General features: G+C 71.0%; 15 protein-coding genes. 7 read left to right on the top strand and 8 right to left on the bottom strand.

Features of this window, described 5'->3' with window-relative positions; all coding sequences use genetic code 11:
• On the top strand, window positions 1–553 hold a 553-nt coding region (locus ABT116_RS29190; protein WP_351640035.1), incomplete at its 5' end, for a nitrilase-related carbon-nitrogen hydrolase.
• A 33-nt stretch (window positions 554–586) separates the two neighbouring features.
• Here the strand turns inward: ABT116_RS29190 and ABT116_RS29185 are convergent.
• Entirely contained in the window at window positions 587–1,078 is a 492-nt protein-coding gene (locus tag ABT116_RS29185) for an LURP-one-related/scramblase family protein (protein WP_351640033.1), read from the bottom strand.
• On the bottom strand, window positions 1,075–2,073 hold the full coding sequence (locus tag ABT116_RS29180) for a GlxA family transcriptional regulator (protein WP_351640032.1): 999 nt from the start codon (window positions 2,071–2,073) through the stop codon (window positions 1,075–1,077). The genes ABT116_RS29185 and ABT116_RS29180 overlap by 4 nt, the downstream gene beginning before the upstream one ends.
• A 52-nt stretch (window positions 2,074–2,125) precedes the next feature.
• On the opposite strand from ABT116_RS29180, the gene ABT116_RS29175 reads away from it, so the two are divergent.
• Window positions 2,126–2,518, top strand: coding sequence for a cupin domain-containing protein (locus tag ABT116_RS29175; RefSeq protein ID WP_351640029.1), 393 nt, complete (start codon window positions 2,126–2,128; stop codon window positions 2,516–2,518).
• A 137-nt stretch (window positions 2,519–2,655) separates the two neighbouring features.
• Here ABT116_RS29175 and ABT116_RS29170 read toward each other — a convergent pair whose 3' ends face one another.
• The 4 genes from ABT116_RS29170 to ABT116_RS29155 form a co-directional block, all read right to left on the bottom strand.
• Entirely contained in the window at window positions 2,656–2,910 is a 255-nt protein-coding gene (locus tag ABT116_RS29170) for a DUF6458 family protein (RefSeq protein ID WP_062928035.1), read from the bottom strand.
• An 88-nt stretch (window positions 2,911–2,998) separates the two neighbouring features.
• Entirely contained in the window at window positions 2,999–4,297 is a 1,299-nt protein-coding gene (locus ABT116_RS29165) for a M18 family aminopeptidase (protein WP_351640025.1), read from the bottom strand.
• Window positions 4,298–4,372: 75 nt separating this feature from the next.
• Window positions 4,373–6,199 (bottom strand): acyl-CoA dehydrogenase, encoded by a 1,827-nt coding sequence (locus ABT116_RS29160; RefSeq protein WP_351640022.1) that lies wholly within the window; start codon window positions 6,197–6,199, stop codon window positions 4,373–4,375.
• A 134-nt stretch (window positions 6,200–6,333) separates the two neighbouring features.
• Entirely contained in the window at window positions 6,334–7,155 is an 822-nt protein-coding gene (locus ABT116_RS29155) for an intradiol ring-cleavage dioxygenase (protein WP_351640019.1), read from the bottom strand.
• Window positions 7,156–7,277: 122 nt separating this feature from the next.
• Between ABT116_RS29155 and ABT116_RS29150 the strand changes: the two genes are divergently transcribed.
• Window positions 7,278–7,745: an SseB family protein gene (locus ABT116_RS29150; protein ID WP_053670262.1), complete on the top strand. Its 468-nt coding sequence runs from the start codon at window positions 7,278–7,280 to the stop codon at window positions 7,743–7,745.
• 13 nt (window positions 7,746–7,758) lie between these two features.
• On the opposite strand, the gene ABT116_RS29145 is transcribed toward ABT116_RS29150, so the two are convergent.
• Window positions 7,759–8,490 (bottom strand): TetR/AcrR family transcriptional regulator C-terminal domain-containing protein, encoded by a 732-nt coding sequence (locus tag ABT116_RS29145; protein WP_351640013.1) that lies wholly within the window; start codon window positions 8,488–8,490, stop codon window positions 7,759–7,761.
• A gap of 149 nt (window positions 8,491–8,639) precedes the next feature.
• Between ABT116_RS29145 and ABT116_RS29140 the strand changes: the two genes are divergently transcribed.
• From ABT116_RS29140 to ABT116_RS29130, 3 genes are all read left to right on the top strand, one after another.
• Window positions 8,640–10,154, top strand: a complete 1,515-nt coding sequence (locus ABT116_RS29140; protein WP_351640010.1) for an MFS transporter — start codon at window positions 8,640–8,642, stop codon at window positions 10,152–10,154.
• Window positions 10,155–10,335: 181 nt separating this feature from the next.
• Window positions 10,336–11,313, top strand: a complete 978-nt coding sequence (locus tag ABT116_RS29135; RefSeq protein WP_351640008.1) for a pirin family protein — start codon at window positions 10,336–10,338, stop codon at window positions 11,311–11,313.
• A gap of 85 nt (window positions 11,314–11,398) precedes the next feature.
• Window positions 11,399–12,478: an AI-2E family transporter gene (locus tag ABT116_RS29130; protein ID WP_351640005.1), complete on the top strand. Its 1,080-nt coding sequence runs from the start codon at window positions 11,399–11,401 to the stop codon at window positions 12,476–12,478.
• A 277-nt stretch (window positions 12,479–12,755) separates the two neighbouring features.
• On the opposite strand, the gene ABT116_RS29125 is transcribed toward ABT116_RS29130, so the two are convergent.
• Window positions 12,756–14,894, bottom strand: a complete 2,139-nt coding sequence (locus ABT116_RS29125) for a SpoIIE family protein phosphatase (RefSeq protein ID WP_351640001.1) — start codon at window positions 14,892–14,894, stop codon at window positions 12,756–12,758.
• 178 nt (window positions 14,895–15,072) lie between these two features.
• Between ABT116_RS29125 and aspS the strand changes: the two genes are divergently transcribed.
• Entirely contained in the window at window positions 15,073–16,836 is a 1,764-nt protein-coding gene (gene aspS, locus ABT116_RS29120; RefSeq protein WP_351639995.1) for an aspartate--tRNA ligase, read from the top strand.
• Window positions 16,837–16,931 lie beyond the last annotated feature (95 nt).

Here is a 16,931-nt window from a genome sequence, read left to right as displayed (position 1 = left end):
CATCCCGGAGCGGGACCCCGACGGGCCGCTCTACAACACCTCCCTCGTCTTCTCCCCCTCCGGCGATCTGGCCGCCGCCTACCGCAAGATCCACCGCTTCGGCTTCGACAAGGGCGAGGCCGTGCTGATGGGCGCGGGCACCGAGCTGGTGACGGTGCGTCTGCCCGCGACGACGCTGGGCCTGTCGACCTGCTACGACCTCCGCTTCCCCGAACTCTTCCGCGGTCTGGTGGACGCCGGTGCCGAGACGCTCGTGGTGTCGGCGGGCTGGCCGGAGCGCCGCCGCTCCCACTGGACGCTGCTGGCCCAGGCGCGGGCCGTGGAGAACCAGTCGTTCCTCCTCGCCTGCGCAACGGCCGGGACGCACGCCGGGGTTCCCCAGGCCGGTCACTCGATCGTGGTCGATCCGTGGGGCGAGGTGCTGGCGCAGGCCGGTGCCGACGAGGAGGTCCTCACGGTGGAGTTCGATCCGGGGAAGGTCGCCACCACCCGGGAGCAGTTCCCGGCGCTGAAGGACCGGCTGCTGGGACTTCAGCCGCCTCGCCGGCCCTGAGGACGCGGCCCCCAGCACGGACTCCAGGGTGGCTCAGTCCTCCCGCTCCTTCTCCGCCAGGTGGATCACACACACGGCCACCGCGATCAGCAGCGCCGGATCCGCGTCCTCGCGGACGACGTCCACGCCGTAGGTGTCCCGCAGGGTCAGCCACCGCCGGGAGATCACCGCCAGCAGCTCCCCGTCGTACTCGACGGCGAACTCCCGGTCGAGGACCTTTCCGCTGACGTCCAGCTCGTTGCCGTCGGCCAGGGACACCCGGTAGTGGTTGCGCAGCAGGGACAGCCGTTTCCTGCGGATCGTCGCCAGCGGCTCCCCGCTGCGCTGGAGCACCATGGTGTCGCGCAGGGCGAGCATCTTCTGGTGGATGTCGACGAGGACGCGCCCCTGGGTGTCCTTCAACTCCCAGGTGTCCCGCAGCCGCAGGGCCTTGCCGTCGACGAGGAACACCTTGCTGCCGCGGTCGTCCTCGATCCAGTAGTCGTCACCGAAGCCGAGAAGCCGGTCGTACACGAGGAATCTCATGAGACCAGGGCTTCCCCGCGGCCCGGTCCAAAACGCCGCCTGTAGGCCGACGGGCTGAGCCCGGTCACCTGTCGCAGCCGTGCCCGCAGGTTGGCGGCCGTTCCGAGCCCGCTCCCCGCCGCCACCACGTCCATCCGCTCCTCGCCCCGCTCGATGAGCCGGCAGGCCAGCGCCACGCGCTCCTCGGTCAGCCACGCCAGCGGGGTGGTGCCGAGCTGTGCGCGGAAGCGGCGGTGGAGCGTGGCGGGGCTGACCCGCGCTCGGGCGGCCAGGTCCGCCACCGCCAGGGGCTCCCCCAGCCGCTCCTGCGCCCACGCCAGCAGCGGGGCCAAGGACTCGTCCCGCACCTCCGGGACCGGCCGCTCGACGAACTGCCGCTGCCCGCCGTCGCGGTGCGCGGCGAACACCAGCCGGCGGGAGACGTGGTTGGCCATCTCCGCCCCGTGGTCACGCCGCCAGATGTACAGCCCGAGGTCGAGCGCGGCCGCGCTGCCGGCGGCGGTGAGCAGGTCGCCCTCGTCGACGAACAGCACGTCCGGCTCCAGCAGCACCTCCGGGTGCAGCCGTCGGAAGGAATCCGCCCAGCGCCAGTGGGTCGCCGCCCGCCGCCCGTCCAGCAGCCCGGCCTCGGCGAGGGCGAAGGTGCCGGTGCAGAAGCTCATGACCCGGGCGCCACGCGCGTGTGCGCGCCGTATGGCGTCGAGAACGTCGGGGCCGCGCGGCACGACGTTGTCCGGTCGGCCCGGGACGACCAGGGTGTCCGCCTCCGCCACGGCGTCCAGGCCCCGGACGCCGGTGAGCGTGAAGAACCCGTGGTTCATCCGGATCTCCGGCACGGGCGCGCACAGCGTCACCTCGTACGGAGGCGACGTCAGCCCCAGTTCAGGCCGAGGCAGCCCGAACAGTTCGGTGGCCACCCCGACCTCGAAGGGATTGGTGCCCTCGTCGACGATCACGGCGACCCGATGCGGGCGCTGCGAGGATCCTTGCGACATGTGCGACTCCTATCACTCGCACGACACCCAAGGCACCCCGCAGGATCGCCTCATGACCCAGGAACCCGTCGCCCTCGCCGACGCCCTCGCCACCTTCTCCGAGCACTGGAGCCCCCGCATCGTCACCGCCGTGAACGACTACGACGTCCGTATCGCCAAGGTGGAGGGCGAACACGTCTGGCACGTCCACGAGCACACCGACGAGTTCTTCCTCGTCCTCGACGGCGAACTGCACATCGCCCTGCGCGAGCCGGCCGGCGAGCGCGCGGTGGTCCTGCCACGAGGCAGTGTTTTCACGGTCCCGCGCGGCACCGAACACAAGCCGTCCGCTCCGGCCCCCACCGCCATCCTCATGTTCGAACCCACGGGCACCCTCACCGTCGGCGATCGCCACGACGAGGTACCGGACCACGTGGACGCCACGAGGGGGCATGCGCTGGGGTGAACCGCGGCCATCCCGCCGGAACCGCCGCACAGCGGCAAGGGCGCGGGCACCCAGCTGCCCCGCGCCCTCGAACTCGACCCTTCCGTAGGGAAGGTGTGCCGCAGATTTCCGCGATGGACGTCCGCGAGCCTGCGGGATCAGACCCCGTAGCCGTCGCTGTAGCCGTCGCGGCGGTGGTGGTGCACCGCCGGGTCCTCGACCACCTGGGTCGTGGGGGGCACCACCACGCGACGGCGCCTGGCGATGCTGCTGAACGTGGTGACGCCGATCAGTCCGACGATCATCAGGATGATGCCGACCAGGTCGAGGTTGACCCCCTGCATGTCCCAGTCGGTCGCGAACGTGAGGATGGCTCCCACGGCGATGAGGATGATGCATCCGCCGAGGCCCATGTGTGTCGCCTCCCTGTACGGTCCGGTCGTTCCGGTCCCGGAACACCGGGTACCCCCGCGGCGAACACCCATGCGGTCGACCCTCGTTCTACCTTTCGAGGAACGCCGTCAGCGCATTGGCGAGCAGGAACGGGTCGTCGGCGCCGCACAGTTCGCGGACGCTGTGCATCGACAGGATGGCCACGCCGATGTCGACGGTCCTGATGCCGTGCCGCGCGGCGGTGATGGGGCCGATCGTGGTGCCGCAGGGCATGGAGTTGTTGGAGACGAAGGACTGGAAGGGCACGTCGGCCGCCTCGCAGGCCGCCGTGAACTCCGCGCGTCCCGAACCGTCCGTTGCGTAGCGGTTGTTGACGTTGACCTTGAGGATCGGGCCGCCGTTGACGCGCGGGTGGTGCGTCGGGTCGTGCCGCTCCGCGTAGTTGGGGTGGACGGCGTGGCCCGTGTCGGAGGACAGGCAGACCGTGCCGGCGAAGGCACGGGCCCGGTCCTCGTAGGAGCCGCCGCGGGCGAACACCGAGCGCTCCAGCACGTTGCCGAGCAGGGGCCCGTCCGCGCCGGTGTCCGACTGGGAGCCGTTCTCCTCGTGGTCGAAGGCGGCCAGGACCGGGATGGAGGTGGGCGCGGACGCCCCGGTCGCCACGGCTGCCAGGGCCGCCGTGCCCGCATGCACCGACAGGAGGTTGTCCATCCGCGGGCCGGCCAGCAGCTCGCGGTCGCGGCCCAGGTAGGCGGGCGGCTCCACGGAGTGCGTCATCAGGTCCCAGCCGGTGACCTCGCCCGCCGGGATGCCGGCCGACTCCTCCAGGAAGGCGATCAGGTCGCCGTCGCGGACGTCGCGGCCGAGGCCCCACACGGGCTGCATGTGCCGCTGCTTGTCGAGCTTGAGGCCGTCGGCCGTCACCGTGCGGTCCAGGTGGATGGCGAGCTGCGGGACGCGCAGCAGCGGCCGGTCGACGTTGACCAGGCGCGTCGAGCCGTCGCGCAGGGTCAGCCGGCCCGCGATGCCGAGATCGCGGTCCAGCCAGGAGTTGAGCAGCGGCCCGCCGTAGATCTCCACGGCCACCTGGCGCCAGCCGTGCGCCCCGCTGTCGGGGAGCGGCTTGACACGCAGGTTGGGGGAGTCGGTGTGGGCGCCGACGATCCGGAACGGCGTGTGGGGGGCGGCGCCCTCCGGCACGTACCAGGCGACGATCGCGCCGCCGCGCAGCACGTACTTGCCACCGCGCGTCCCGTCCCAGGCGTCCGTCTCGGCGACCTGCCTGAAGCCGGCCTTCTCCAGCCGTTCGGCAGCTGTGGCCACGGCGTGGTACGGCGACGGGCTCGCCGCCAGGAAGGTCATGAGGTCGTCGGTGTGGCCGCGGTCGAAGCGGGCTGGTTGGGTCATGGCTTCACCTTAACGACGGACGAGGGCCTGTTCCCACGGTAGGGAACAGGCCCTCGAACAGAGGACGTGAAAGACCTAGAACGCGGCCTCGTCCAGCTCCATCAGGTCCAGCTCGACACCCTCGGCGACCTTGCGGGCCAGGGTGACGCCCGGCAGGACGTTGGCGGCGAAGAACTTCGCGGCGGCGATCTTGCCGGTGTAGAAGGCCTTGTCCTTGGCGGAGGCCGTCTCCAGCTTCTCGGCGGCGACCGCGGCGCCCTTGAGCAGCAGGTAGCCGACGACGACGTCACCGGAGGCCATCAGCAGGCGGGTGGTGTTCAGGCCCACCTTGTAGATGTTCTTGACGTCCTGCTCTGTGGCGGCGAGGTCGGTGAGCATCAGGCCGACGATGGCCTCCAGCTCGACCGCGGCCTTGGCGAGGTGCTCGCGGGCCGCGCCCAGCTCCTCACCGCCCTCACCGAGCGCCAGGAACTTCTTGATGTCCTCGGCGAGGGAGTTCAGCGCGGCGCCCTGGTTGCGGACGATCTTCCGGAAGAAGAAGTCCTGGCCCTGGATGGCCGTGGTGCCCTCGTAGAGGGTGTCGATCTTGGAGTCCCGGATGTACTGCTCGATCGGGTACTCCTGCAGGAAGCCGGAGCCGCCGAAGGTCTGCAGCGACTGGGCGAGCTGCTCGTAGCCCTTCTCGGAGCCGTAGCCCTTGACGATGGGCAGGAGCAGGTCGTTCAGCGCCTCCAGGGCGGAGACGTCCTCGCCGGCGGCCTCCTTGACCTGGATCTCGTCCTGGATGGAAGCCGTGTAGAGCACCAGGGCGCGCATGCCCTCGGCGTACGCCTTCTGCGTCATGAGCGAGCGGCGCACGTCGGGGTGGTGGGTGACGGTGACCTTGGGCGCGGTCTTGTCCATGAAGTTCGCCAGGTCGGGGCCCTGGACGCGCTCCTTGGCGTACTCCAGGGCGTTGAGGTAGCCCGTGGAGAGCGTGGAGATCGCCTTCGTGCCGACCATCATGCGGGCGAACTCGATGATGCGGAACATCTGGCGGATGCCGTCGTGCTTGTCGCCGATCAGCCAGCCCTTGGCGGGGTGCTGGTCGCCGAAGGTCATCTCGCAGGTGTTGGAGGCCTTGAGGCCCATCTTGTGCTCGACGTTCGTGGCGTAGACGCCGTTGCGCTCGCCCAGCTCGCCGGTCTCGAAGTCGAAGAGGTACTTCGGGACGAGGAAGAGGGACAGGCCCTTGGTGCCGGGGCCGGCGCCCTCGGGGCGGGCCAGCACGTAGTGGAGGATGTTCTCCGACATGTCGTGCTCACCGGACGTGATGAAGCGCTTCACGCCCTCGATGTGCCAGGAGCCGTCCTCCTGCTGCACGGCCTTGGTGCGGCCGGCGCCCACGTCGGAGCCCGCGTCGGGCTCGGTGAGCACCATGGTGGAGCCCCACTGCTTCTCGGTGGCGACCTTGGCTATGTGCTTCTGGACCTCGTTGCCCTCCTCGAAGAGGATGCCGGCGAAGGCCGGACCCGAGGAGTACATCCACACGGCCGGGTTGGCGCCCAGGATCAGCTCGGCGTAGGCCCAGATCAGGGAGCGGGGCGAGGTGGTGCCGCCGATCTCCTCGGGCAGGCCGAGACGCCAGTACTCGGAGTCCATGAAGGCCTGGTAGCTCTTCTTGAAGGACGCGGGAACCGGCGCGGTGTTGGTCTGCGGGTCGAAGACCGGCGGGTTGCGGTCGGCGTCGATGAAGGACTCGGCCAGCTCGTTCTCGGAGAGGCGGGTCAGCTCCTCCAGGACGCTCTTGGCGGTCTCGACGTCCATCTCCTCGAACGGGCCGGTGCCGTACACCTTGTCGCGCCCGAGTACTTCGAAGAGGTTGAACTCGATGTCGCGGAGATTCGACTTGTAGTGCCCCATGGCGACGGCTCCCGGCTCCGTAGAGAGATCGGCGAGGCACTGGATCCTCGCGCTAGTTCACGTACCAACAAGTAGCTACGATGATGCTACCCGTCGGTAATAAGAAGCAACCCCGAACCGTCATCTGTGACAGGTCACACCGGAACGGTCAATGCCGCGGTGTAGCCGTCCCTCGCGCTGCCCGTCATCGTCGCCAGCTGCCGGTCGTGGCCGTCGCTGAAAATACCGTCGTCCTCCAGGGACAGGCTGCTCAGGTTCCGCACACTCGCGCCGTAGCCGTCCGTGGCGTAGACCGTGTCGCACACGTCCTTCGGGAAGGCCAGCTGCGAGGTGTTCGTGATCGACGTCGCCGCGGTGGCGTCGGCCAGGCTGCCGTAGACCTCGAAGTGCAGGTGCGGCCAGCGGCCCGGGTAGCAGCCAGGGAAGACGCTGGCGAACGTGACCCGGCCCCGGTCGTCGCTCTCCTGCACGCCCCGCAGGTAGTTCTCCTCGGTGACGCCCTCGGAGTACAGGGAGTAGGCGCCGTCCCGGTCGCAGTGCCAGAGGTAGACGGCCGCGCCCTTCTTCGGCGCCTGGCAGCCGGAGGCCGCGTCCACGAGCGTGAGCCTGATCGTCAGGGGCACGCCCTCGGCCGTGCCGCCCGCGGAGTCGCCGAAGCTCCGGGTGATGTCGCTGCGGACGACCCCGCTCTCCTTCAGCACGTTCACGCCGTTCGAGCCGTCGCCGGGGAAGGGCCCGGCCGTCTCCTCGGGGATCTCCGCGCACCCCGCCGACGAGGAGGAGGGGGACGCCGAGGTGCCGGTCTCCGAGGTGCCGGTCTCCGAGGTGCAGCCCACCAGCGGGACCAGGCTCGCGCCCGCCATCAGCCGGATCATCCGGCGGCGGGCGAGGACGGGCAGGTCGTGGGAGAGGCCCCCGTCGTGCGCGGGTGGGCCCTCGTCGTGGCGTGCGTTCATGCCACGACGCTACGAGCGCGGACCGCGGCGATCCACAGACCGGGCGCTGTCGACTCGCTGTCGGTTTGCCGGGACCGCGGTACCGGCCCGCCGGCCCGTCCGCTCTCGGTACGCTTGCGCCCATGTACGGCTACGACCAGACAGCGGGCCCGCAAGGGCAGTACGCCCCTCCGCAGCAGCCGATGTCCGGTGGATACGGGCAGCAGCCGCCGCTGTACCCCGAGCCGTCCCCGCCCTCCCTCACGGACGCGGTGCGCGCCTTCACCACCGGGCAGATGGCCGCCGAGGATTTCCAGCAGGTCTTCGCGACGTCGAAGGTGTACTGCCCGCGCGGCGACAACCCCGGCTTCCTCGCCCTGCACAACACCCAGCAGCCGGTGATCCCGATGTTCAGCACGCTCAAGGAGCTGCGCCGGTACGCGGGCAAGGAGTCCAAGTACTTCGTGATCACCGGTGCCGAGGTGCTGGACCTGCTGCCGACCGGCTACGGCTTCGTCCTCGACATGGAGGGCGAGCACCGCATGGTGTTCGACGCGAAGGCCGTGGAGCAGATGGTCGAGTTCGCGATGCGCCGGATGTATGGCGGCTGAGACCCGGCAGTAGTCACTTCGGCAGGCGCAGTGACAGGCCGTCGAGGACGACGTCCAGGCCGTAGGCGAACTTCATGTCACGCAGCGCCACCGGGTCGGTGGTGGCTTCCTCGACCTCGGCGTGCGGAATGGCCAGGTGGGTGTGGTCGGCCGCGGCCCGCTGTGCCGCGGGCATCAGCCGGGCGATGAAGCCGGCCTCGTCCTCGCCGGACCGGGCGACGGTGGTGAGCCAGGCGGCCTCCGCGTTGCTCATGCCCATGACGTACGAGAACACGGTCTCGATCGCGCGGCTCGGCTCGGGGAATCCCGCCGCGGTGAACAGGGCAGCCAGCCGCTCCGAGAAGCTCATGTAGTTCGGCCCCAGGTAGGCGAGCCCGGCCTGGCCGAGGACCAGGGTCAGCCAGGGATGCCGTAGCGCCGTCGTACGGAAGGACCCGGCCGCCTCGGTCACCGCCGCGCGCCAGTCGGGGGCGCTCGCCGGCGGGACGTGGATCTCGGCGGCGACCTCGTCCACCGCGAGCTCCATCAGCTCGTCCTTCGTCGCCACGTGCCGGTACAGCGAGGTCGCTCCCGCGTTCAGGCGCGCGCCGAGTTTGCGCATGGAGAGCGCCTCGATGCCCTCGGCGTCGAGCATCGCGATCGCCTCGCGCACGATCGCGTCCCGGCTGAGCGCGGGCTGGTCGGTCCGGCGCTGCTCGCGGGTCCAGACGGACGGGATGGGGTCCTTGTCCTTCGTCCTGCTCATCGGGCTCCTCCTGGTGGACCTCGGCTTGAACCTCGGGGCGCGAACAGCGTGCGCAGTCAGCGTACAGAACTCAGGGATTGCGCACACCGTTCCACTGTGCGTACAGTGTGCGCATCGAAGGAACGGTGTTCGCGGGAGGGGAAGAGGACATGGAAGCTCGCAATCCACGCCGCTGGTGGATCCTGATCGTGCTGTGTCTCAGCACGCTGGTCCTGGTCGTCGACAACATGGCGCTGACGGTCGCGGTGCCCACGCTGACCGAGGACCTCGGGGCGAGCGCCCAGGACATGCAGTGGATCCTCGACTCCTACACCCTGGTCTTCGCCGGGCTGCTGCTGACCTCGGGAAGCCTCGGGGACCGGTTCGGGCGCCGGAGGGTGATGCTGATCGGGCTGCTGCTGTTCGGGGCGGCCTCGCTGGGGGCGGTGTTCTGCTCCACCCCGGGTGAGCTGATCGCGGTGCGGATCGCGATGGGCGTCGGCGGCGCGCTGATCATGCCCTCGACCCTGTCGATCCTGATCACCGTCTTCGAGGAGGACGAGCGGCCCAAGGCGATGGCCGCGTGGGGCTCGGTGTCGATGCTGGGGCTGGTCGGCAGCCCGGTGCTCGGCGGCGTACTGATCGACCACTTCGCCTGGCAGGCGATCTTCCTGATCAACGTGCCGATCGTCGGCCTGGCCCTGCTGGCGGGTGTGCTGCTGATGCCGGAGTCGAAGGCGCCGTGGCAGAAGCCGGACCCGCTGGGCGCGGTGCTGTCGGCGGTGGGCATGACGGCCCTGGTGTGGTGGATCATCGAGATCCCGCAGCACGGGGCGTTCGACGGCCGCTCCCTCGTCGTCCTGGCCGTCGCGGTGCTCGCTCTGGCCGGCTTCGTGACCTGGCAGAACGTGACCCCCTCGCCGATGGTCCCGCTGGCCCTCTTCAAGCACCGCAACTTCAGCGGCGGTTCGCTCTCCCTGGCGCTCGTCCAGATCGGCAACGCCGGTCTGCTGCTGGTGCTGACGCAGTACCTCCAGTTCGTCCTCGGCTGGTCCGCGGTCAAGGCGGGCCTGGCCTTCCTGCCGCTGGCCGTGGCCGCGCTGGCCGGCAACGCGGCCGGGGCGCAGCTCGCCGTCAAGGCGGGCAACCGGTTCGTCATCCTCGGCGGGATGCTGCTGATGGCCGCGTCCTTCGGGCTGCTGACCACGCTCAGCGCCGACAGCGGCTTCACGGTCCCGGCCGTGGCGCTGGGGATCCTGGGCCTGGGCGCCGGTCTGGCGATGCCGGCCGCGGTGGCCGCGCTGATGGGCACCATCCCGGAGGACAAGGCCGGCGTCGGCTCGGCCCTCAACGACACCATCCAGCAGTCCGGCACCGCCCTCGGCATCGCGATCCTCGGCTCCCTGCTCACCTCCGGCTACGCGGACGAGATGCCGGCCGGCGCCCCCGGGCAGGCCCGGGAGTCCATCGGCGGGGCGCTGGCCGTCGCCGCAGGTGACACGGGGCTGGTGCGGGCGGCCCGGGAGGCCTTCGCCGCCTCGATGTCGACGACCTTCACGATCAGCGCGCTCGGGGTCCTGGCGGCGGCGGTCGTGGCCGCGCTGGTGATGCGGGACCGGAAGCCCGAGCCGGCCGGGTCCTCGTCCGCCGAGGCCGTGAGCGAGGAGCGCGAGCTGGTCGCCTGACCTGTCCCGGACACCCGAGGCCGTCACCCCGCAACGGGGTGACGGCCTTTCGCCATGCCGGTCTCCCGTGGTTCGCTGCGCCGTCCCCCCCCGGGTGGGAATGCCCTCCGGGTTTTCTCTGTTCTGGGTGGCAGGAAGTTCAACGCTCAACTAAACTGGGCGTACACGAGGAGGAACCGACATGCCTGCAGTGACCGTCGAGAACCCGTTGACGCTGCCCCGCGTGACCGCGCCGGCCGACGCCGTGGCACGTCCCGTGCTCACCGTCACGACCGCTCCGAGCGGTTTCGAGGGCGAGGGCTTCCCGGTACGCCGGGCGTTCGCGGGGATCAACTACCGCCACCTCGACCCGTTCATCATGATGGACCAGATGGGCGAGGTGGAGTACGCGCCGGGCGAGCCCAAGGGCACGCCGTGGCACCCGCACCGCGGCTTCGAGACCGTCACCTACATCATCGACGGCATCTTCGACCACCAGGACTCCAACGGCGGTGGCGGCACCATCACCAACGGCGACACCCAGTGGATGACCGCGGGCTCGGGCCTGCTGCACATCGAGGCCCCACCCGAGCATCTCGTCGTCTCCGGCGGGCTCTTCCACGGCCTGCAGCTGTGGGTGAACCTCCCGGCCAAGGACAAGATGATGGCCCCGCGCTACCAGGACATCCGCAGCGGCTCGGTCCAGCTGCTCACCTCCCCCGACGGCGGCGCGCTGCTGCGCGTCATCGCCGGTGAGCTGGACGGCCACGAGGGCCCCGGCATCACGCACACGCCGATCACGATGGTTCACGCGACCCTCGCGCCGGGTGCGGAGCTCACCCTGCCGTGGCGCGAGGACTTCAACGGCCTGGCGTACGTCCTGGCGGGCAAGGGCGCGGTCGGTGCGGAGCGGCGCCCGGTCCACATGGGCCAGACGGCCGTCTTCGGCGCGGGCTCCTCGCTGACCGTCCGCGCGGACGAGAAGCAGGACGGGCACACGCCGGACCTGGAGGTCGTCCTGCTCGGCGGACAGCCCATCCGCGAGCCCATGGCCCACTACGGCCCGTTCGTCATGAACACCAAGGACGAGCTCATGCAGGCCTTCGAGGACTTCCAGAAGGGCCGCCTGGGCACGGTGCCGGCGGTGCACGGAATGACCGCGGGCGGTCCGCAGGACTGACGCGGCACCGGGGCGGCTGACGCCCCGTCACCCTGGCGGGCCTCCCTGACGGGACGGCCCGCCCGGGGCGTGATCGGGTGGGCATGTGCAGGCCTCCACCCCGGTGCTCCCCGAAGCCGCCCGGCGTTTCGCCGCCTGGTGTGCCGTTCTGCTGCTCGCCGCCGGGGTCGTCTACGTCGGGATCCGGCTCGTCGTGGAGTTCCGGACCGCCGTCGTGCCCGTGCTGCTCGCGCTGCTCGGCACGGCGCTGCTCGGGCCGCTGCACCGGCGGCTGGTGAAAGCCGGGGTGCACCGGTCGGTCGCGGCCGGGCTGACCTGTGTCGCGGTGGTCGCCGTGGTCGGCGGGGCGGTGTACATCGTGGTCGCCGCGCTCATCGACACCGGCGACGAGATCGTCGCCTCGCTCAAGGAGGCCGCCCGGGGCGTCTCCGAGCACTTCGGGGCGGCCGGCACCTCGCTGGACGACCTCGCCTCCAACGCCCGGGAACTGCTGAGGAAGTTCGGCGGTACGGCCGCCTCCGGCGTGATCAGCGGCGTCAGCGTGGTCGGCGAGTCCATCGCCATGGCCGTCCTCGCGCTGCTGCTCGTCTTCTTCTTCCTGCGTGACTCCGACAAGGCCGCCGGGACGCTGCGTTCCCTGGCGCCCGGCGGGTCGGCCGACACCCTGGAGGCCATGGCGCGGCGGGCCCTGAGGGCCGTCGAGGGGTTCATGCGCGGCACCACCCTCATCGCCCTCATCGACGCGCTCTGCATCACCGTCGGGCTGCTCGTCCTCGATGTGCCCGGCGCGGCCGGGCTGGGCGCGCTGGTCTTCGTCGGCGCGTACATCCCCTACCTCGGCGCGTTCCTCTCGGGAGCCGTGGCCGTGCTGGTGGCGCTCGCCGACCGGGGGTTCGTCATCGCGCTGTGGGCGCTCGGCGTGGTCCTCGCCGTGCAGGTGCTGGAGGGGCACGTGCTCCAGCCGATGATCCAGAGCCGGACCGTGCAGATGCATCCGGCGGTGGTGATGGTGACGATCACGGCCGGGGCGTCCGTCGCCGGAGTGCTCGGCATGCTGCTCGCCGTCCCCCTCACCGCGGCGGCCTTCGGCGTCATCCAGGAACTGCGCACCCGCTACGACGACCGGGAGCCGTTGCCGCCGGGGCCGCCGTCGGGGGAGGCATGACCGTACGGGGGAAAACCGCTGCCGCCCCGGCCGCCGTCGCGGAGACCGTGACCGTATGAGGGCGCGTGCCACCGCTGGTCGCTGCCCGGGTCGTTGGTGCGGGAGTCGTGGCCGCACGGGCCGGGCCCGCGTGCCGCCGCCGGGGCTGCCGCGCGCACCGGCCTTCGGGAGGCGCCGCATGGGGCCGGGAAACGCCCCGGCCCACCACCGTCGCAGGAGCCCTGGCCGCACGGGCCCGCGAGCCGCCGCCCGGGCCGCCCCGCAGGTGGCGTCGCCGCTATGGGGACCAGGACCCGTCGCCCGAGCCGTTCATGGACTCGTAGAGCTCGAACCAGATGCTCTTGCCCTCGCCGCGCGGGTCCACCCCCCAGGCGTGGGCGAGGAGTTCGATCAGCACCAGGCCGCGGCCGGAGGACGCCAGCTCCCCGGGGCGGCGCCGGTGCGGCAGGTCGTCGCCGGCGTCCGTGACCTCGATCCGCAGCCGCCGCCCGCCCGCCTCGCCGGTGATCTCGGCGACCAGCAGCGCGTCGGAGTCGGTGTGCACGAGGACGTTCGTCAGCATCTCCGACAGCAGCAGCACCGCCGAGTCGACCTGGTCGCGGGAGGTCCAGTCGTGCAGCAGCTCGCGCAGCTGCTGGCGGGCGACCGCGACCCGCTCGGGCTCGGCCTGCGCGACGGTCAGCACCGAGCGCCGCACCGGAGGCCGCACGGTCATCGCGTCGCCGCAGCCGCAGCCCCCGCCCTCCCGGCTCAGCAGCAGCAGCGCGATGTCGTCCTCGCGGCGGTCCGCCAGCGGGCCGGTGGTGTGGTGCGAGGACGGCCCGTGCACGGCCTGCACCAGGGTGTCGGCGAGCTCCTCCAGATCGCCCTTGTGTTCCTCCAGGATGACGCGCAGCCGCCGCCAGCCGGTCTCCAGGTCGTGGCCGCCGGTCTCGAGCAGACCGTCCGTGCAGATCAGCATGGTCTCGCCGGGTTCCAGGGTGAGCCGGGTCGTGGGGTAGTCGCCGTCCGGGTCGATGCCCAGCGGCAGCCCGCCCGACGTCGGCCGGGTCAGCACCGTGCCGTCGGCCATCCGGATCGCCGGGTCCGGGTGCCCGGCGCGGGCGATGTCCAGCACCCCGGTCGCCGGGTCGACCTCGACGTACACGCACGTCGCGAAGCGCGGATCGGCCGGGTCCTCGTCGCTGATGCCGTGCAGGAAGCGGGAGGCGCGCGACAGCACCGCGTCCGGGCGGTGGCCCTCCGAGGCGTAGGCCCGCAGGGCGATCCGCAGCTGGCCCATGAGGCCCGCCGCCCGTACGTCATGGCCCTGCACGTCACCGATGACCAGCGCGAACCGTCCGCTGGGCAGCGGGATCACGTCGTACCAGTCACCGCCGACCTGGAGTCCGCCGCCGGTGGGGACGTAGCGGGCGGCGACGCTCATGCCCGGGATGCGCTGCGGCCCGAGCCTCGGCAGCATCGTGCGCTGAAGGCCGTCGGTCAGTGCCCGCTCGCTCTCGGCCAGGCCCGCCCGGGTGAGGGCCTGGGCCAGCATCCTGGCCACCGTCGCCAGCACGGACCGCTCGTCCGGGGTGAACGCCACCGGATAGGTGAACGCCGCCATCCATGCCCCCATCGTGCGCCCGGCCACGGTCAGCGGCAGGAACGCCCAGGAGCGGCGGCCGAAGCGCTCGGCGAGCGGCCAGGTCAGCGGGTAGCGGGCCTTGTACTGCTCGGCGGAGGACAGGTACACGGCCCGGCCGGTCCGCACCACCTCGGCGGCGGGGTAGTCGGTGTCCAGCGGCATGTCCGAGAAGGGGTTCTCGGTGCCCCGCTGCTGCCCGTGGTGGCCGATGATCGTCAGGCGATCGCCCGAGACGCCGAACACCGCGAGGCCGTCCGGCGAGAACCCGGGCATCGACAGGTTCGCCGTGACCCGCAGCACCTCCTGGGTGGAGCGCGCCTCGGCCAGTGCCCGGCCCGCGTCCAGCAGGAACGCCTCCCGGGAGCGCCGCCAGTCCCCGGTCACCGCACTGCGCCCGGCCGGGGTGCCCGGCGTCGGCTCGGTGACCTCCTGGAGCGTGCCGATCAGCCGGTACGCCTTACGGGCCCGGTCGAAGGACGGCTTGGAGCGGCTGCGGACGATCCGGACGACCCGGCCCTGCTCGTCCATGATCCGGATACGGACCTCGGCGAGGGTGCCTTCGGCCACGGCCAGCTGGATCACACCGGTGATCTCGTTCCAGTCGACCGGGTGCAGTCGGGCCCGGGCCTGGGCCTCCGTGAGGCTGATCTGCTCGGCGGGCAGCCCGAGCAACCGGGCTGCCTCGGCATCGACCGTGACCAGCCCGGTGGCGGTGTCCCAGTGCCACAGGCCGGTCGCGAGGGCGGCGAGGGCCTCCCCCACGGCGGGCAGAGGCTCGCCAGTGCGCATTGCCCTACCTTAAGAAGACGCGCTCGAACGCTGCCACCGATGGGGACACGTGCCCGAACGCGACGGCTGCGGGGCTCGATCGACAACTGAGGAGAGCTGATCTTCGCCTGCCCGGTACGCTGGGGAGGCGTTTCACGTGAAACACAGACCCCGATCAGCGAAGACTGGATGAACGACGATGCATCGGTACAGGTCCCACACCTGCGGCGAGCTCCGCTCCTCTGACGTCGGCAGCGACGTCCGGCTGAGTGGCTGGCTGCACAATCGGCGCGACCTGGGCGGCATCCTCTTCATCGATCTGCGCGATCACTACGGCATCACGCAGCTCGTCGCCCGTCCCGGCACTCCCGCCTACGAGGCCCTCGACAAGCTCTCCAAGGAGTCGACCGTCCGCGTCGACGGCAAGGTCGTCTCCCGCGGCGCCGAGAACATCAACCCCGAGCTGCCGACCGGCGAGATCGAGGTCGAGGTCGGCGAGGTCGAGCTGCTCGGCGCGGCCGCCCCGCTGCCCTTCACGATCAACACCGAGGACGGGGTCAACGAGGAGCGGCGCCTGGAGTACCGCTTCCTGGACCTGCGCCGCGAGCGCATGCACAAGAACATCATGCTGCGGTCTTCGGTGATCGCCTCGATCCGCTCGAAGATGGTCGCCCTCGGCTTCAACGAGATGGCGACGCCGATCCTGTCCGCGACCTCCCCCGAGGGCGCCCGCGACTTCGTCGTCCCCTCACGCCTGAACCCGGGCAAGTTCTACGCCCTGCCCCAGGCGCCGCAGCAGTTCAAGCAGCTGCTGATGATCTCGGGCTTCGACCGGTACTTCCAGATCGCGCCCTGCTTCCGCGACGAGGACGCGCGCGCCGACCGCTCGCCGGGCGAGTTCTACCAGCTCGACATCGAGATGAGCTTCGTCGAGCAGGAGGACGTCTTCCAGCCCGTCGAGAAGCTCATGACCGAGCTGTTCGAGGAGTTCGGCGGCGGCCGCCACGTCACCTCGCCGTTCCCGCGGATCCCGTTCCGCGAGGCGATGCTGAAGTACGGCTCCGACAAGCCCGACCTCCGAGCCCAGCTCGAACTCGTCGACATCACCGACGTCTTCGAGGGCTCGGAGTTCAAGGCGTTCGCCGGCAAGCACGTCCGTGCCCTGCCCGTGCCGGACGTCTCCGGCCAGCCGCGCAAGTTCTTCGACCAGCTCGGCGACTACGCCGTCTCGCACGGCGCCAAGGGCCTGGCCTGGGTCCGCGTCGCCGAGGACGGCTCGCTGACCGGCCCGATCGCGAAGTTCCTCACCGAGGAGAACGTCGCCGAGCTGACCAAGCGCCTGTCGCTCGCGGCCGGCCACGCGGTCTTCTTCGGCGCGGGCGAGTTCGACGAGGTCTCCAAGATCATGGGCGCGGTGCGGGTGGAAGCCGCCAAGCGTGCCGGGCACTTCGAGGAGGGCGTGTTCCGGTTCTGCTGGATCGTCGACTTCCCGATGTACGAGAAGGACGAGGAGACGGGCGCGATCGACTTCTCGCACAACCCGTTCTCCATGCCGCAGGGCGGTCTCGAGGCCCTGGAGACCCAGGACCCGCTGGACATCCTCGGCTGGCAGTACGACATCGTCTGCAACGGCGTCGAGTTGTCGTCCGGCGCGATCCGGAACCACGAGCCGGAGATCATGCTCAAGGCCTTCGAGATCGCCGGGTACGACCGCGAGACCGTCGAGGAGAAGTTCGCGGGCATGCTGCGGGCCCTGCGCTTCGGCGCCCCGCCGCACGGCGGCATCGCCCCGGGCGTCGACCGCATCGTCATGCTGCTCGCCGACGAGCCCAACATCCGCGAGACCATCGCCTTCCCGCTCAACGGCAACGCCCAGGACCTGATGATGGGCGCGCCGACGGAGCTGGAGGAGGCACGGCTGAAGGAGCTGCACCTGTCGGTGCGCAAGCCGCAGCCGAAGTAGGCGAACTCCCGTGAGTGGCTCGGAACCATGCCGGCGCTGAACGTGCCGCCCTCGCCGGTCAGGACGCCGACCCGCAGGGCGGGGTCGGCCTCCAG

The sequence above is a fragment of the Streptomyces sp. NPDC002130 genome (assembly GCF_040296465.1).
Taxonomy (GTDB): domain Bacteria; phylum Actinomycetota; class Actinomycetes; order Streptomycetales; family Streptomycetaceae; genus Streptomyces.
This window is presented reverse-complemented; position numbering and strand designations above follow the sequence as displayed.

Excerpts from the sequence above, each read along its gene's own strand:
- ABT116_RS29185 (WP_351640033.1), bottom strand. The coding sequence starts at position 1,078 with ATGAGATTCCTCGTGTACGACCGGCTTCTCGGCTTCGGTGACGACTAC.
- ABT116_RS29180 (WP_351640032.1), bottom strand. The coding sequence starts at position 2,073 with ATGTCGCAAGGATCCTCGCAGCGCCCGCATCGGGTCGCCGTGATCGTC.
- ABT116_RS29175 (WP_351640029.1), top strand. The coding sequence starts at position 2,126 with ATGACCCAGGAACCCGTCGCCCTCGCCGACGCCCTCGCCACCTTCTCC.
- ABT116_RS29170 (WP_062928035.1), bottom strand. The coding sequence starts at position 2,910 with ATGGGCCTCGGCGGATGCATCATCCTCATCGCCGTGGGAGCCATCCTC.
- ABT116_RS29165 (WP_351640025.1), bottom strand. The coding sequence starts at position 4,297 with ATGACCCAACCAGCCCGCTTCGACCGCGGCCACACCGACGACCTCATG.
- ABT116_RS29160 (WP_351640022.1), bottom strand. The coding sequence starts at position 6,199 with ATGGGGCACTACAAGTCGAATCTCCGCGACATCGAGTTCAACCTCTTC.
- ABT116_RS29155 (WP_351640019.1), bottom strand. The coding sequence starts at position 7,155 with ATGAACGCACGCCACGACGAGGGCCCACCCGCGCACGACGGGGGCCTC.
- ABT116_RS29150 (WP_053670262.1), top strand. The coding sequence starts at position 7,278 with ATGTACGGCTACGACCAGACAGCGGGCCCGCAAGGGCAGTACGCCCCT.
- ABT116_RS29145 (WP_351640013.1), bottom strand. The coding sequence starts at position 8,490 with ATGAGCAGGACGAAGGACAAGGACCCCATCCCGTCCGTCTGGACCCGC.
- ABT116_RS29140 (WP_351640010.1), top strand. The coding sequence starts at position 8,640 with ATGGAAGCTCGCAATCCACGCCGCTGGTGGATCCTGATCGTGCTGTGT.
- ABT116_RS29135 (WP_351640008.1), top strand. The coding sequence starts at position 10,336 with ATGCCTGCAGTGACCGTCGAGAACCCGTTGACGCTGCCCCGCGTGACC.
- ABT116_RS29125 (WP_351640001.1), bottom strand. The coding sequence starts at position 14,894 with ATGCGCACTGGCGAGCCTCTGCCCGCCGTGGGGGAGGCCCTCGCCGCC.
- aspS (WP_351639995.1), top strand. The coding sequence starts at position 15,073 with ATGCATCGGTACAGGTCCCACACCTGCGGCGAGCTCCGCTCCTCTGAC.